This window comes from Ruania halotolerans (genome assembly GCF_021049285.1).
In the GTDB taxonomy this organism is placed as follows: Bacteria; Actinomycetota; Actinomycetes; order Actinomycetales; family Beutenbergiaceae; genus Ruania; species Ruania halotolerans.
Map to the genome: position 1 here is coordinate 2658076 of NZ_CP088017.1, position 15393 is coordinate 2673468.

Here is a 15393-nt window from a genome sequence, read left to right on the forward strand (position 1 = left end):
CCGTCGAGGAACCCTCACGGCCCGGCGAACCACTCCCGCACAACCCGAAGGAGAATCATGAAGAGCACACGAGTAGCGCTGGCGGCCTTTGCTGCCGTGGGGGCGCTCACCCTGACAGCCTGTAGCACAGCCGACCCCGGGGAGACAGACGACACTGGCAACACCGGCGGTGAGGAGATGACCGACGAAGGGGACGGTGGTGCCGACGCTGGCGAGGGCCTGCGGATCGGCATCAAGTTCGACCAGCCCGGTCTCGGCTTCCAGGACGGCGGCGACTACACCGGCTTCGACGTGGATGTCGCCCTCTATGTGACGGAACAGCTGGGCTACTCCGCCGACCAGATCGAGTTCGTGGAGGCACCGTCCGCGCAGCGCGAGACGATGCTCCAGAACGGTCAGGTGGATATGATCTTCGCGACCTATTCCATCACGGACGAGCGGGACGAGGCAGTCGACTTCGCTGGGCCGTACTTCGTGGCTGGTCAAGATCTGCTCATCCGATCCGAGGATGAGGGCACGATCACTGGTCCCGAATCGCTGGATGGGCTCGATCTGTGCTCCGTTTCAGGGTCCACATCCGCGCAGCGCGTCGTGGATGAGTACGCAGCCGGTGCCAACCTCATCGAGCAGCCCGGCTATTCAGAGTGCATCCAATTCCTCACCGGCGGTCAGGTGGACGCCGTGACCACCGACGACATCATCTTGGCCGGCCTTGCCGCTGCCGAAGGCAGTGGCGCGCTGCAAGTGGTGGGAAGTCCGTTCTCAGAGGAGAACTACGGTGTGGGCCTTCCTGACGGCTCCGACATGTGCGAGGACATCAACGCCGCGATCCAGGCGATGATCGACGACGGCTCGTGGGAAGCTGCTGTCGAGGCGAATACAGAAGGCACCGGGTACACGCCGAACGCCGAACTGAACCCGCCCGAGATGCGCGGCTGCGCCTCCTGATTTCGATGACGCGTGGTGGCGAGGTTGCGGCCTCGCCACCACGCCTCCGAGCAACGTTCTGATCGCCCTGCCGTGACGGGGCCGGAAGTGGTGAAGGTGGTGTGTCAGTGAGCGACTTCCTCGAGGTGCTCTCTAACTACGACATCGCGGGCGCTTACTGGGTCAACCTGAAACTGACCTTCTTCGCGGCGCTGTTTGCGTTCATGCTCGGGACCTTCCTGGCGATGATGCGTATCTCACCGATCGCATCATTACGGATGGCCGGTGCGGGCTACGTGAACCTCGTCCGGAACACTCCACTGACCATCGTCATGGCCTCAGGCATCCTCGTCCTGTGGCCACAGTTGGGTCTCCAGTTCTCGGATGACTTCGCAACGAACTTCTTCTGGCTGGCAGTCCTTGCGCTGACCATCTACCACGCATCGTTCGTGACCGAGTCGATCCGGTCGGGGGTGAACACTGTGCCGGTGGGCCAGGCCGAAGCGGCTCGGGCAATCGGGCTCTCGTTCTTACCCGCAGCGCGCCTGGTGATCCTGCCCCAGGCGTTCCGTGGTGCGATAGCCCCACTCGGCAATACACTCATCGCGCTGATCAAGAACAGTACCGTGGCGGCGGCGGCGTCGGTCCCCGAGGTCTCCGTGATGATGCGGACAATGATCGAGAACGACGCGAACTACGTCGTACCAATCTTCCTTACGATCGCCGTGGGTTTCGTGATCATCGTTGTCCCTGTCGGCCTGATCACTACCTACCTCTCCCGGCGTCTGGCGGTGTCCCGATGAGTGCACAAGCAGTTCTGTTCGATTCGCCGGGACCCAAGGGCCGTCGCAATATCGCCGTCGGAAACGTCGTCGGTACCGTCTTCGTCCTCGGCGTACTCGCCTGGGTGATCGTTCAGATGGCCGAGAAGGAGCAGTTCGACCCAGCCAAGTGGGCCGTCATGGTCGAGGCCGATACCTGGGAGTTCTATTTCCTACCCGGCCTTCAGAACACGCTGATTGCGGCCGCCTACGCGATCGTGCTCGCGATGATATTCGGCTTGCTGTTCGGTGTGGGACGGCTCGCGTCGAACGCGCTAATCCGAGGATTCTGCAGCGTCATCGTAGAGTTCTTCCGAGCCGTCCCCGTGCTCATCATGATGATCGCCGGGTGGTTCATAGCAGCGCTTGTCTTAAACGTCCCTCCAGAAGACGCGCCCCTCTTCGGTGTGATTGTGGGACTCACCTTGTACAATGGCTCCGTCATTGCCGAACTCGTTCGGTCCGGTGTGCATGGGTTGGCCAAGGGCCAGGGCGAAGCGGCACTCGCGATCGGGATGACCCGGGGCCAGTCACTGCGGTCGATCGAACTTCCCCAGGCGCTGATCGCCATGCTGCCCTCGCTGATCAGCCAATTCGTGGTGATCCTCAAGGACACCGCGCTCGGGTACATCATTACCTACCCCGAGCTTCTTCGCTCGGCTCGGTTGATCGGGTCGAACGCTCCGTTTCCCATCCTGCAGGCATTCTTCGTCGCAGCCGTGATGTTCATCGTGATCAATATCGTGTTGTCGTTCGCGGCTGGGCGTCTGGCCCGGCGGATCGGCGGTCGATCGGGCGCTGCCGGCAAGCAAGCACCCGGCGTCGGCATCACGACCGGAATGGCCGGTGTAGCGGATACCCGAGGTGAGGCAACGGGCAGCTGAGCCTTGTCTTGCACGTCCCGCGCCCAACCCCCAGTCACGGTGCATCCAAGAACTCTCCTGGACCGTCGGAGGACCGCGCATCGAGTTCGTCGAGGGCTGGAATCTCGCTATCCTCAGCCAGCACCTCGTCCACGGCGCTGAGCGCCACCCCCGGCCCGTACCCCTTCCGGGCGAGCATGCTCACCAGGCGTCGTCGCCGCTTCTGGTGCTCCAATCCCTGGGTGCTCCGGGCCTTACGCCTGACGAGTTCGCGCGCACGCTCGTGCTCGTCCTCGGGCTGCACGGCCTCCAGCGCGCCATCGGCCACGTCGCCCTCGATCCCCTTGCGGCGCAACTCCTGTGCCAGGGCTCGCCGGGCCAACCCACGCTCGTTGTGCTTGCTGCGCACCAGCATCTCGGCATAGGCCACGTCATCAACGAGCCCCACCTCGGTGAACCGGTCGAGCACTTTCTCGATGATCGGCTCCGGCACGTCTCGCTTCGCCATCGCCTCGGCCAGTTGCGCACGCGACTGCGGTGCGGCGTTCAGTTTGCGCAGCGCGATGGTGCGCGCCACCTGCTCCGGGTCCGGCTCGGCGTCCTCAGCAGCCGCACCCGTCTCAGGCGGCTCCTGCACGCGGGAGGGTCGCCGTCGAGCGCTCTTCATCGTTCTTCCACCTCACTCGCCTGCCTCGACCACCTCTGTGACAGGCGCAGCCTCGAAACGACCGCACCGCCGTCGGGATCCGACGGCGGTGCGGGTTGATGCAGCAGCCTGCCCGCCGGAGCGGCACCTCGGGACTTAGAAGTCGACTGCCTCCGCGGCCTCGCCAGCCTCCGGAACGGCCTCCAGCTTCACGCCGATGCCAAGCTTGGTCTTGATCTTCTCCTCGATCTCCACGGCCAACTCGGGGTTGTCCTTGAGGAACCGGCGAGAATTCTCCTTACCCTGTCCGAGCTGGTCACCTTCGTAGGTGTACCAGGCACCGGACTTGCGCACGATGCCGTTCTCCACACCAAGGTCGATCAGGCTGCCCTCGCGAGAGATTCCCACGCCGTAGATGATGTCGAACTCGGCCTGCTTGAACGGCGGGGCCATCTTGTTCTTCACGATCTTCGCGCGGGTGCGGTTACCCACCGAGTCGGTGCCCTCCTTGAGGGTCTCGATCCGGCGCACGTCGATACGTACCGAGGAGTAGAACTTGAGGGCCTTACCGCCCGTGGTCGTCTCCGGTGAGCCGAAGAACACACCGATCTTCTCGCGGAGCTGGTTGATGAAGATCGCCGTGGTGCCCGAGGAGCTCAACGCACCGGTGATCTTGCGCAATGCCTGCGACATCAACCGGGCCTGCAGGCCGACGTGGCTGTCGCCCATCTCGCCCTCGATCTCCGCCTTCGGCACGAGCGCCGCCACGGAGTCGATCACGACGATATCCAACGCGCCGGAACGGATCAGCATGTCCATGATCTCCAGGGCCTGCTCGCCGGTGTCCGGCTGGGAGACCAGCAGCGCGTCGGTGTCCACACCGAGCTTCTTCGCATACTCCGGGTCGAGCGCGTGCTCGGCGTCGATGAAGGCGGCGATCCCGCCGTTCTTCTGCGCATTCGCCACGGCATGCAGGGCCACCGTGGTCTTACCGGAGGATTCCGGTCCGTAGATCTCGATGACGCGTCCGCGCGGCAATCCGCCGACGCCGAGGGCAACGTCGAGCGCAATGGATCCCGTGGGGATGACCGCGACCGGAGGGCGCGTGTCGTCCCCGAGGCGCATCACCGAACCCTTGCCGAAGTTTCGATCGATCTGCGCAAGCGCGGCATCGAGTGCCTTGCTGCGATCTGCCACTGGAGCAGCCATGGTTCACCTTCTTCGTCTGGTAGGCGGTGATCCGCCTCGTTCTCGGATGGGGCCGGTCTTTTCAGGGACCCGCCCTCTCCGGGCGGCAACCTCGAACGCAGGCTATGTCCGACCACCGACATCCGGATTTTGCCTCGGCCACTGGGTGTGGACGACGGCGCACCGTCCTTACGTCTGTGTACAGAGTAGGCGAACAGTTGTTCTATGCCAGGACCGGCGCGCCCGACACGCCGAACGATTACGCCTAGTTCTTCGCGCAGTACTCCGCTACGCGTTGTAGTGTGCGAACAACAAACGGGGAATCACCTGGGAAGCGGGCGCGCTCCCCACCAACGAAGGGGCTCAGATGGACACCACACAACTGCTGAGAGGAGTGCTCGACGTCGCAGTGCTCGCCGTGATCTCTCGCGAAGACGGATACGGCTATGACGTGCTGAGGCGTCTACGCGCCAGTGGACTCACCGAGGTCGGTGACGCCTCGGTGTACGGCACACTACGGCGCCTCTATGCCTCGGGCGCGTTGACCAGTTACGTCGTTCCCTCTGAGGAGGGGCCGCATCGCAAGTACTACGGGATCACTGCTCAAGGACGAGCCTCATTGGAGCTTCAGTCCAAGCAGTGGCGTGAGTTCAACCGCACGATGACCGATCTTCTCGACCTGGCGGAGGCATCCTGATGTCCACGACCACCGACACCACTGAGACCGGGGCGACGAACGCCGTCGGGGCCTACGCCCGTGCGGTACGCGAGCACCTGAACGATCTCCAGCCGGAGATCCTCGATGAGCTCACCGGCGGCCTCGAGGCTGACCTGACCGACTCACTCGCCGACCGGTTGCCGCCTGAGGAGCTCGCGCGGCTGACACCGGCAGACATGGCTCGCCGGTTCGGCGATCCGGGCGCGTACGCCGCAGAGATGCGCGACGCGGCCGGTATCGCACCACCGGAGCCAAGCCGCTCAGGGCGTCGCACCCTCGCCCAGGCGATGGCCGAGGGCGTCCGCTCGCTCGGTGAGAGATGGTCGGGCTTCGTCTCACGCCACGGAGCCTTGAGGGTGATCGCACCGATGAGCCGTGATCTGCGGCCGGTGTGGTGGGTACTGCGCGGCTGGCTTGTGTACATGATCGCGAGTTTGCTGTTCGGTCAGGGGTGGGACGCGACGCCCGACGGTGCCTTCTGGTTCGTCTTGATCGGGTTGATCGTCCTCAGCGTGCAGTGGGGGCGTGGTGTGATCGGACAGGGGCGGCACTCACGTCGTTGGGGATATGCCATCAGTTTCTTGGTGCTGTTGTTCTTCGTTCCGATCGTGGTCGCAGTCTCAGCAGAAGCGTCCTACCGCGACGACGCTGCGCGGGCCGCCGGATACAGCGACGGATACCACGATGGCCTCAACTCCCGCGATACGACCGCCCCTGCGTCGGGGGTCTATGCCGACGGAACTCGTGTCGACAACCTCTTCGCCTATGACGCAGACGGTCAACCGCTGGAGAACGTGCGGCTGGTGGACTCCGAGGGAAATCCGATCATCCTCCAACCTGAGGGGGGTGACTGGGAGACCTGGCAGGACGATGAAGCCGGAACTCCGATCTCAGGCGTCCCCCTCGCGGCATTGCAGGACAGTGCCGCGCTGAACGTCTTCCCGTACAGCACGATCTCACCGTCACAACTCACCCTGGAGGCGGACGGCTCCTGGAGCTGGGACGAGAACGAAGTGAGGCAGCCGCAATGGCCCGCGCCCTCGCTCTTCCCGTTGCCGGAAGCCGGAGGAGAGCCGGAGAACGACTCCGGCGCGGTTCCGCAGACATCGGGCGACCCGGACGGCGGCTCCCAAGAGTCCGCGCCGTCGGACCAGGAGAGCTCTCCTGAAGAAACAGCCACCGACTGAGTCGGTCTACAAGCACCGGCGGCGGTGACGGGAGGGGTCATCGCCGCCGGTCTGAACAAGCAACACACCTCTCGTGCGCGGATGCCCTAGGTAGACCTGCCTCGCAACCCTGGGCGGGCACGCCCTGGCCACCGGTCACCTCGGCCCGGCCGAGATTGAGCCCACTCGCGCCTGAGAACGGGCGGCGCCCAGAGATCCACGTTCAGGTGAGTCTGAGCGATCTCGTACCTCCGGCGGTAGAGCCGGTCGCGGCCACAGGTGCGAACAGTAGGACACGCGACTCTGCCGCACCCCAGGTCGCGCAAGCCAGGGCCGAAGGACGCAGCGCATCAGAGCGGTCGATCGGTTCTGCGCCCACGCTGAGCGGGTACGGCCCGATTACCCCGACGACGGCCCGTGCGCTGGCAACAGGCGGCGTATGGCAGCGGGTGGTCACCGATCCGGTCACCGGAGCGGTCCTGGATGTGGGCCGAACCCGATATCGGCCCACATCAGCGATCGCAGAGCATGTGCGTGCCCGTGACCCCATGTGCGTACGACCGGGCTGCGGCCATCGATCCAGCTCGTGCCAGCGCGATCACACCAGGGAATGGCGTGACCCACAGCGACATGTCAGTGGAGGAAGCACGGGCGTGACCAACCTCGGATCGCTGTGCATCCGTGACCATCTGCTCAAAACTCACGGCAATTTCACCGTGGAGCAGGTGGAGCCGGGCATCTTCGAGTGGCGCACTCCCAGCGGACATCGGTACCGGCGTGAACGCGACGGCTCCACGGTCCTGCTCAGTCACTGCGGGCCTCCGAGGGCCACCATCCTGCCGGGGCCGACCGACCGTGGCCCACGGGAAAGCCAGACCGTGCGAAGGGATGCGCTGGAGACGGCGGCAACCGCTGCGCGAACGATCGGAGCGGGTGATGCCCCGATGGCAAGCATGGACGACTGCGATCCCGGTCCGCCGTTCTAAGCCGCAGGATCAGGTCCTGGCCCGGACAACGGCCGGACCGCTCAGCTGATCGACGAAACCAGTCACTGGGCTGAGCTGCGCGGTCGAAGCGCTCAACGCTTGTGCTCGGCCTGCCGGTGGTGCCACCGCACTGACTCGGGCAGCTCGTTCACCTCACAGATCGCCGCCCACACTGCACCGGGCGATTCCCCATCCGCGAGCGCCTGGTTTGCGGTCCGGCTGCCCAGCGGCGCCAGCACGAGGTCCTCAGCGAGCGAGGGGGCATACGCACCGAAGATGTCATCCATCGCGACTCGGAACTCGGAGTGCTTCACCCAACTACCCTACGGCGAGACCTGGGCACCACCTCGCACCTGACTCGCGGTTCACGTGCGCACCGGTCCGACCGATGTCAGTACGTCACGGCACAATGGCTGCGTGACCACATCGGCTGTACTCACACGGTTCAGCGAACCGACCCGCACCTGGTTCAGCCGTGCCTTCGAAGCACCCACCGACGCCCAGATCGGTGCATGGGAGGCAATCGCCTCCGGGGAGCACGCGCTCGTCGTGGCCCCCACCGGCTCAGGCAAGACCCTTGCCGCCTTCCTCTCCGCCTTGGACAGGCTGCTCACCGAGGAGCAGCCGAGCGAGCGGGCACGCCGATGTCGGGTGTTGTACGTCTCCCCACTGAAGGCGTTGGCGGCAGACGTCGAACGGAACCTGCGCTCCCCGCTCGTCGGCGTCACGCAGGCGGCGACGGCGTCCGGCACGTCGGTCAACGATGTGCAGGTGGGTGTTCGCACCGGTGACACCCCGGCCGCGGAACGCCGTTCGTTCGCGACCAAACCACCGGACATCCTGATTACCACGCCGGAGTCACTGTTCCTCATGCTCACCTCATCCGCGCGAGAGGGCCTGCGGGGCGTGGAGGCCGTGATCGTCGATGAGGTGCACGCTCTCGCGGGAAACAAGCGAGGTGCGCATCTGGCGCTCTCCTTGGAGCGCCTCGACGCACTCCTTGAGCGGCCAGCGCAGCGGATCGGGCTCTCAGCCACTGTCCGGCCCGCCGAAGCAGTAGCCACCTACTTGTGCGGTATGCGATCGATCGATGACGGCGGCCGGCCTGTTCGTACCGTCCAGCCTCGAGTAGCCAAACAGCTCCAGGTGGATGTGGTGGTCCCCGTACCAGATCTCGCCGACCTCCCTGGGTCCACTCGCGTCATCGGTGCTACCGGTACCGCAGCCACTGCGGGTGCTGCGGGTGCTTCCAGGGACGTCGGTGCTGAAGCTTCCGATGCTTTCAGCAGTACCGGCACCGACAGTTCCGGTGCCTCCGGAGGTGCCGGTGCGTCTGCTTCGGCCGGAACTGACGCACACTCCATCGAGCCCGACCTCAGCGGTGACGCGGCCGGGATGGTGCCCGAGGGACGCACCCGCCCGGCACCGTCAGGGGGCTCCGCAACGGACCGCGGATCGATCTGGCCGCATGTGACCGAACGCGTGGTGGACCTCATCACGAGCCACACCTCGACGATCGTGTTTACGAACTCTCGCCGCGGTGCCGAGCGCCTCGCAGCGCGGATCAACGAGTGCTACGCCGAACGCCTGGGCCTCGGCAGCGATCTCGATCCGGGATCGGCGTGGGCCGCAGAGATTCCCGCTCAATCCGGCACCTCACTGCCTCGGTCCCCGGAACTGCCCGCGGAGGCGATCATCGCCCGACCGCATCACGGGTCTATGAGCCGCGACGAACGCACAGCCACGGAGACGGCTCTGAAGAACGGGACGCTGCCGGCGGTGGTAGCCACCAGCTCTCTCGAACTCGGGATCGACATGGGCGCCGTCGACCTGGTGGTTCAGGTGGGTGCGCCACCGTCTGTGGCCAGCGCCCTGCAGCGGATCGGACGAGCCGGACACCATGTCGGAGCCCTTTCCCACGGTGTGGTGCTCCCCACCCATCGAGGTGACCTCCTCGCGGCGGCCACCACCGCGGTCCGCGCGCGGGCGGGAGCGATCGAAGCGGTGCACGTCCCCACTAACCCCTTGGACGTGCTCGCCCAGCAGATCGTGGCCATGTGTGCGCAGGAGACCTGGGACGTCCATGAACTCGCAGCCTTGGTGCGCCGGGCGGCGTCATTCGACGGCCTCTCCGAGCGTGTCCTGACGGCAGTGCTGGACATGCTCGCCGGCCGCTACCCCAGCGAGGAGTTTGCGGAGTTACGCCCCCGCCTGGTCTGGGACCGGGTGGCCGGCACAGTGACTGGACGACCCGGGACGCTCCGGCTTGCCGCGACGAGCGGCGGCACCATCCCGGATCGTGGCCTCTACGGGGTGTACGTGGTGGGCGAGCAGGCATCTGCGCGCGGTGGCAAACGAGTGGGTGAGCTCGACGAGGAGATGGTGTACGAATCCCGCGTGGGCGACACATTCACCCTCGGGTCCAGCACGTGGCGCATCGAGGACATCACGCCCGATCGCGTGCTCGTCTCCCCCGCCCCCGGCTTGCCCGGTCGGCTGCCGTTCTGGAAGGGAGACCGCCCCGGCCGCCCCGCCGAACTGGGCCAGGCGATCGGGGCGATGATGCGCGAACTCGCCGAGAGCGGACTGAGTGCCGAGTCCGTGGAGTCCTGGGGGTTGGACGACTGGGCCGCCGAGAATCTCCTCGCCTACCTGCGCGACCAAGAGAGAGCCACCGGACGACTCAGCACCGATCGCACACTCGTGGTGGAACGCTTCCGGGACGAGCTCGGCGACTGGCGGGTTGTGATCCACTCCCCCTATGGCGCCGAGGTGCATGCCCCCTGGGCTCTCATTCTCACGGCACGCCTGCGTGAGCAGTTCGGAATGGACGTCTCGGCGATGCACGCCGACGACGGCATTGTGCTGCGATTGCCGGACACTGACGCCGCCTGGGCTTGGGGCGGCGACCCGTACGGGCCCGCCGGTGGCGGCCAGCACGCCCCGGCGGACGGGGGGCCCGAGCAGCCACGCGCAGCCGGCGAGCTCACCCTCGAGGATCTGCTGCTCGACCCCGATCGGATCGAGGCCGACGCGATGGCGGCGTTGTCCGGTTCGGCGCATTTCGCTGCACGGTTCCGGGAGGCCGCCGCCCGCTCCCTCCTGCTCCCTCCGCGCCGCCCCGACCGGCGGCAACCGTTGTGGCAGCAACGTCAACGCAGTGCCCAACTGCTGGCCGTCGCGGCAGACTACGGTGACTTCCCCGTGGTGCTCGAAGCGGTGCGCGAGTGCCTGCAGGACGACTACGACGTGGGCGCGCTCATTGATCTGATGCGAAGAGTGCGAGGACGGGACATACACGTGGTGGAGGTGAGCACGCCGACACCGTCCCCATTCGCCCAGTCATTGCTGTTCGGGTACGTGGCGCAATTCCTCTACGGCGAGGACACTCCGCTCGCGGAGCGCCGGGCCGCGGCACTCACCCTCGACGCTGACCTCCTCGCCGACCTCCTCGGTGACGGTGCCGAGATCGCGGATCTCTTGGACCCGGAGGCTCTGGCCTCGGTGGAGGCAGAGGTCGGGTGGCGGACCGAATCCTCGCTCGCACGCGATCCGGAGAGCCTGCTGGAACTGATCCGCAGGCTCGGACCCCTCGATGACGAGGGCCTGACGCTCCGATCGATCGAGGCCAGCGCGGTACCGGCTTGGCTCTCCGAGTTGCACGAGCGCCGCCGGATTCTGCCGGTGCGAGTCTCAGGCGAACTCCGCTGGGCGGTGCTCGAAGATGCCGGGCGCCTGCGCGACGCCCTGGGCACAGCACTTCCCACCGGACTTCCCGAGGCGCTCACCGCACCGGTCCCGCGAGCACTGGAGGACCTGGTTCGACGGTATGCACGCGCGCACGGACCGTTTCGCGCCGGGCAACTCGCGCAGTGGTACGGACTCGGGGTAGCCACGGTGACACCCGTACTGACCGAGCTCGTTCGGCGCGGTGCGGTCACCGCTGGCACCCTGCGCCCCCAGGAGACTCATTCGGCAGCCAGCCTCGCCATGACCGGCCCCGACTACTGCGACGCCGACGTGCTGCGCCGCATCCGTCGCCGCTCGCTGGCCGCGCTACGCGCCGAAGTCGAAGCGGTACCCCCGGAGCGATTCGGAATCTACCTGCCACGCTGGCACCAGGTCCGCTCACTACGTGGAGTGGACGGTGTCTTGACCGCTATCGACCAACTCGCGGGGACGCCGGTGGCTGCGTCCGCATGGGAGTCCCTGGTGCTCCCCGCGCGAGTGTCCGACTACACCCCGGACATGCTCGACGAACTCACCACATCCGGTGAGGTGGTCTGGGTCGGAGCGGGCTCCGGGCCAGGCGCCGACGGTTTCGTCGCGCTCCTTCCTGTCGATACGGTCGCCGACCTCGCCCCGGCCACCGAGCACCCGGTGACGACGCCCGTGCACCAGGCCGTCCTGGATGTGCTCTCCCACGGCGGTGGGCTGTTCTTCCGCGACGTGGTAGCCGCGGTGCGCGAGGCCTGGACCGACCGCGAGCCGACGGCCCCGGCGGTCCAGATGGGTACGCCAGATACGGCAGCGCCGCCAGGAGCCGGGCACCCACCAGTGGCTTCCGAAGCACCGGGCGCCACAATCGAAACTGACGCCGCGGGTCCAGTGAACCGACCGGGCACAGCGGACCCACTGAGTCCAGTCCGTCGGGACGGCGCAGCGCCGTCGGCGGAGGACATCCTCACGGCTCTGTGGGAGTGTGTATGGGACGGCAGGGCCACGAACGACAGCCTCGCCCCACTTCGCGCTCGGCTGGGCGCCAAACCTCGGCCTGGGACTCGCACCACCAGACGCGCCAGGCCCCGGGGTAGGTCGTTGCGCACGATGCGGCCGGCTCTCCCGGTGCCCGACACAGCCGTGGGGCGCTGGTCGGCAGTGGTCGACCGATCCGACGCCGGCCGCCGCGCCACGTTCGCCGCGCTGGCGTTGCTCGACCGAGATGGATTGGTCACTCGTGGCAGTGCCGCCCTTGCCGTTCCTGGCGGGTTCGGTACTGCGTATCGAGCCTTGGCCACGCTGGAGGAGAACGGACAGGTGCGCCGCGGCTACTTCGTGGAAGGACTCGGTGCCGCACAGTTCGCGCTCGGCGACGCCGTGGAACGCCTCCGCGGCGCCGGGAGCGAGCCCGTTGGGCCCCACACCCACCCAGACACCGACACCACACTGCTCCTCGCGGCGACCGATCCAGCGAATCCATACGGCGCGGCACTCACCTGGCCCGAACCGGTGGGCCTGGCCGAAGCGTCCTCTGCGCATCGCCCAGGGCGAAAAGTCGGTGCCAGCGTGGTGCTCGTGGCCGGTGTGCCCGTGCTCTATCTGGAACGCGGAGCACGGTCAGTCCTCAGTTTCACCCGGGATCGCCGGCCACTGGATGCGGCAGCCGCCGAACTCGTGCGCGCGGCCATGGCTGGCACCCTCGGGCGCTTCACAGTGGCGAAGGTGGATGGCGGCGCTGCCCTCGGCTCGTCCTCACCGGCCGCCGAGGCGCTGCTGGCGGCTGGCTTTCTGGCGACGCCGAGCGGGTTACGCATCCGGAGGCGTTGAGCGATGCCCGAGGGAGATGTGCTGCTGCGGGTGGCACGCCGGCTCACTACCGCCCTAGCGGACGGGCCACTGGTCCGAGCCGACCTACGCTGGCCGGATGTCTCCGGGGCCGAACTCGTGGGGCGGCGCAGCCTCGGAACTGTCTGCTATGGCAAGCATCTGCTCACCAGGTTCGATGACGGTCGCACGATGCGCAGTCATTTGCGAATGGATGGTCGGTGGCTGGTGCGGCGCACGATGACTCCTCCGGAGCCGCTCCGACGTCCGATGACTCGTGCCGTGATCGCCACCAGCGCCTGGACCTGCGTGGGCGATCACCTCGGCATGCTGGATCTCCTACGGACGCGAGACGAGCCCACCCTGCTGCGCCACCTCGGCCCCAACCTGATGGCCGACGACGTCGACACCGGCACCGCGGCCGAGAACTGTCGTGCGCAGGGCGAACGAGCAATCGGTGCCGTGTTACTCGACCAGAGGGTGGCGGCAGGCATCGGCACCATCTACCTCGCCGAAACGCTGTGGCGGCACCAGATCAGCCCTTGGCGCCCCGCTCGGGCCGTGCCCGACCCGCAGGCCCTTTTCGTGACCGCAGCGGCGCTGATGCGGCGCTCCGCGGACGCGCCAACGCTGACCGCCACGGGTGCGCGCGATCAGCCCACCTACGTGCACGGGCGCGCCGGGCTGGTGTGTCTACGCTGCGGCGACGTGATCGCGGTCGCACCCGTTGAGGAAGCGCCCTATGACCGGCCGGCTTTCCACTGCCCTACATGTCAGGTGGACTGAGCCATGCGACGCGTGCCACACGCGACGACTCCTGGCCCGTGCCATGCGAAAGGGGCACCGCCGCTCCGACGGTGCCCCTTCGCATGGTGCTGATCAGCGGGTTCGCAGGACTCAGACGGTCGCGAGGTCCTCGTGGCCGAATTGACTGAGGAAGTCCGCTGGGATCGTGTCCGGAATCGCGACGCCCTCAGCGAGTGCCACGCGGTCCGAAACCTCACGCAGAACCACGGAGAGCGGAATGTTCAGGGCCTCACAGATGGAGAAGAGTAGCTCCGAAGAGGCTTCCTTCTGCCCGCGCTCCACCTCGGAGAGGTAGCCGAGGGAGACTCGCGCCGCCGACGACACCTCACGCAGGGTACGACCCTGCCCCTGACGGGCGCCCCGAAGGACATCACCGATCTCTCGTCGTAGAACCACCATGGTGCGTCCCTCCTCTCGCTCCGTCATCATCGCTACTGTCTTACCGTACCCCGGTGCACTGACACCGGCGTGCTCAGAGTGTCTCATCACCGGGTATAACGCCCACCGTCAGCGATCTGTTCCGTCGAGACCCACGGTGCAGCCGCCGCGGATTGTGGAACGCCTCACACTCGAGGCACCCGCTCCAGTACTCCCGCGAGTGCGGCTAGGGCCAACCCACAGGTGGCCTGGCGCACCATCGAGCGGGGCCCCGCAAGCTGGTACCCACGCACCTGGCTGTACTCGATGCCTGTCGCTGCGCCTCGCGAGGCGACGGCGGCCACGAACACGGTCCCGGCCGGTTGACCGTCGGCCGGCCCGGGTCCGGCCACACCGGTCGTGGCCACCCCAACGTCGGCCCCGAGCAAGCGGCGGACGCCGTCGGCCATCTGCAGGGCCACATCCGGATTCACGGGGCCACACTCGGCGAGTAGACCCCGGTCCACGCCCAAGACGTCCTCCTTCACAGCCGTCGCATACGCCACCACCCCACCGACGAGAACCATGGATGCGCCAGGCGGATCGGCCAGTCTCGCGGCCACCGCGCCAGCGGTGAGTGACTCCGCCACTGCCACCGTGAGCCCCGCCATACGGGCTCGGATGATCACCGACCGGGTCGCGATCGTGGAAGAAGACGCGGGCACGGCGTTGCGCCCTGAACTCATGGCCGCTGATCACGCACGATGCGCCACGCCCGCCAGCAATAGTCCAGGCCCGTCACCACCGTCACCGCGGCCGCCACGTACAGCACCACCAGCCCCGTCACGAGGACAATCTCTCCGAGCGGGGAGCCGAACAGGGCCGCCGCCGGAAGGAGGAGCAAACAGATGGCCACGATCTGCAGCACCGTCTTCAACTTGCCGCCGTTGGAGGCTGCCATCACCGAACGGCGCACCATCACAAACCGCAGAATGGTGATTCCCACTTCGCGAACGAGGATCACGATGGTCACCCACCACGGGATCACCCCGAGGACAGACAGCATCACGAACGCCGAACCGGTGAGGAGCTTGTCGGCGAACGGATCGGCGATCTTGCCGAAGTTGGTGACGATTCCGCGGCTGCGTGCGATCGAGCCGTCGAGCTTATCCGTGATCGCCGCGGCAATGAACACCCCGAGCGCCCCCACTTGGGTACCGGCGCTGTCCTGCCAGAGAAGCAGCACAAAGACAGGCACCAGCACCACCCGCAGCATGGTGAGCGCGTTCGGCAGGTTCCACACCTGCGATGGCGAGTGCGTCAGCGGCGATTCAGCGTTGCTCGTCACCCACCCAGACTAGGGGAATCGG

At 66.8% G+C, this 15393-nt stretch carries 14 protein-coding genes; 8 read left to right on the plus strand and 6 right to left on the minus strand.

The window, feature by feature from the left end; all coding sequences use genetic code 11:
- Window positions 1-57 precede the first annotated feature (57 nt).
- From LQF10_RS11795 to LQF10_RS11805, 3 genes are all read left to right on the plus strand, one after another.
- Window positions 58-948 carry a glutamate ABC transporter substrate-binding protein gene (locus LQF10_RS11795; protein ID WP_231064042.1) on the plus strand — a complete coding sequence of 297 codons (891 nt, stop codon included), beginning with the start codon at window positions 58-60 and terminating at the stop codon, window positions 946-948.
- A gap of 107 nt (window positions 949-1055) precedes the next feature.
- The gene (locus LQF10_RS11800) at window positions 1056-1730 is read left to right on the plus strand and encodes an amino acid ABC transporter permease (protein ID WP_231064043.1); all 675 of its coding nucleotides are present in this window, start codon (window positions 1056-1058) and stop codon (window positions 1728-1730) included.
- The gene (locus LQF10_RS11805) at window positions 1727-2632 is read left to right on the plus strand and encodes an amino acid ABC transporter permease (protein WP_231064044.1); all 906 of its coding nucleotides are present in this window, start codon (window positions 1727-1729) and stop codon (window positions 2630-2632) included. Before LQF10_RS11800 ends, LQF10_RS11805 begins: the two co-directional genes overlap by 4 nt.
- Window positions 2633-2666: 34 nt before the next feature.
- Here the strand turns inward: LQF10_RS11805 and LQF10_RS11810 are convergent, their stop codons facing one another.
- Window positions 2667-3278 (minus strand): regulatory protein RecX, encoded by a 612-nt coding sequence (locus LQF10_RS11810; protein WP_231064045.1) that lies wholly within the window; start codon window positions 3276-3278, stop codon window positions 2667-2669.
- Window positions 3279-3413: 135 nt separating this feature from the next.
- Complete coding sequence (gene recA / locus LQF10_RS11815) at window positions 3414-4466, minus strand: recombinase RecA (RefSeq protein ID WP_231064046.1); 1053 nt, start codon at window positions 4464-4466, stop codon at window positions 3414-3416.
- 346 nt (window positions 4467-4812) lie between these two features.
- Between recA and LQF10_RS11820 the strand changes: the two genes are divergently transcribed.
- The 3 genes from LQF10_RS11820 to LQF10_RS11830 all read left to right on the plus strand — a co-directional run bounded on the left by LQF10_RS11820 (window position 4813) and on the right by LQF10_RS11830 (window position 7315).
- Window positions 4813-5142, plus strand: a complete 330-nt coding sequence (locus tag LQF10_RS11820; RefSeq protein WP_231064047.1) for a PadR family transcriptional regulator — start codon at window positions 4813-4815, stop codon at window positions 5140-5142.
- Window positions 5142-6350, plus strand: coding sequence for a hypothetical protein (locus LQF10_RS11825; protein WP_231064048.1), 1209 nt, complete (start codon window positions 5142-5144; stop codon window positions 6348-6350). Before LQF10_RS11820 ends, LQF10_RS11825 begins: the two co-directional genes overlap by 1 nt.
- A 632-nt stretch (window positions 6351-6982) precedes the next feature.
- Window positions 6983-7315 carry a hypothetical protein gene (locus LQF10_RS11830; protein WP_231064049.1) on the plus strand — a complete coding sequence of 111 codons (333 nt, stop codon included), beginning with the start codon at window positions 6983-6985 and terminating at the stop codon, window positions 7313-7315.
- A 92-nt stretch (window positions 7316-7407) separates the two neighbouring features.
- Here LQF10_RS11830 and LQF10_RS11835 read toward each other — a convergent pair whose 3' ends face one another.
- Window positions 7408-7629, minus strand: coding sequence for a DUF3046 domain-containing protein (locus LQF10_RS11835; RefSeq protein WP_231064050.1), 222 nt, complete (start codon window positions 7627-7629; stop codon window positions 7408-7410).
- Between the two features lie 103 nt (window positions 7630-7732).
- Here LQF10_RS11835 and LQF10_RS11840 point away from each other — a divergent pair, with 103 nt between their 5' ends.
- Window positions 7733-12862, plus strand: coding sequence for a DEAD/DEAH box helicase (locus LQF10_RS11840; protein WP_231064051.1), 5130 nt, complete (start codon window positions 7733-7735; stop codon window positions 12860-12862).
- Window positions 12863-12865: 3 nt separating this feature from the next.
- Window positions 12866-13645 (plus strand): DNA-formamidopyrimidine glycosylase family protein, encoded by a 780-nt coding sequence (locus tag LQF10_RS11845; protein WP_231064052.1) that lies wholly within the window; start codon window positions 12866-12868, stop codon window positions 13643-13645.
- A 111-nt stretch (window positions 13646-13756) separates the two neighbouring features.
- Here LQF10_RS11845 and LQF10_RS11850 read toward each other — a convergent pair whose 3' ends face one another.
- From LQF10_RS11850 to pgsA, 3 genes are all read right to left on the minus strand, one after another.
- Window positions 13757-14065 carry a helix-turn-helix domain-containing protein gene (locus LQF10_RS11850; RefSeq protein ID WP_231067318.1) on the minus strand — a complete coding sequence of 103 codons (309 nt, stop codon included), beginning with the start codon at window positions 14063-14065 and terminating at the stop codon, window positions 13757-13759.
- A 164-nt stretch (window positions 14066-14229) separates the two neighbouring features.
- A complete protein-coding gene (locus LQF10_RS11855; protein WP_290371085.1) occupies window positions 14230-14748 on the minus strand; it encodes a CinA family protein in 519 nt (172 codons plus the stop codon).
- Window positions 14749-14765: 17 nt separating this feature from the next.
- Complete coding sequence (gene pgsA, locus LQF10_RS11860) at window positions 14766-15371, minus strand: CDP-diacylglycerol--glycerol-3-phosphate 3-phosphatidyltransferase (RefSeq protein WP_290371086.1); 606 nt, start codon at window positions 15369-15371, stop codon at window positions 14766-14768.
- Between the last annotated feature and the right edge of the window lie 22 nt (window positions 15372-15393).

Coding starts and splice junctions, on each gene's coding strand:
- recA (WP_231064046.1), bottom strand. CDS start 4,466: ATGGCTGCTCCAGTGGCAGATCGCAGCAAGGCACTCGATGCCGCGCTT.
- LQF10_RS11805 (WP_231064044.1), top strand. CDS start 1,727: ATGAGTGCACAAGCAGTTCTGTTCGATTCGCCGGGACCCAAGGGCCGT.
- LQF10_RS11845 (WP_231064052.1), top strand. CDS start 12,866: ATGCCCGAGGGAGATGTGCTGCTGCGGGTGGCACGCCGGCTCACTACC.
- LQF10_RS11820 (WP_231064047.1), top strand. CDS start 4,813: ATGGACACCACACAACTGCTGAGAGGAGTGCTCGACGTCGCAGTGCTC.
- LQF10_RS11825 (WP_231064048.1), top strand. CDS start 5,142: ATGTCCACGACCACCGACACCACTGAGACCGGGGCGACGAACGCCGTC.
- LQF10_RS11850 (WP_231067318.1), bottom strand. CDS start 14,065: ATGGTGGTTCTACGACGAGAGATCGGTGATGTCCTTCGGGGCGCCCGT.
- LQF10_RS11795 (WP_231064042.1), top strand. CDS start 58: ATGAAGAGCACACGAGTAGCGCTGGCGGCCTTTGCTGCCGTGGGGGCG.
- LQF10_RS11810 (WP_231064045.1), bottom strand. CDS start 3,278: ATGAAGAGCGCTCGACGGCGACCCTCCCGCGTGCAGGAGCCGCCTGAG.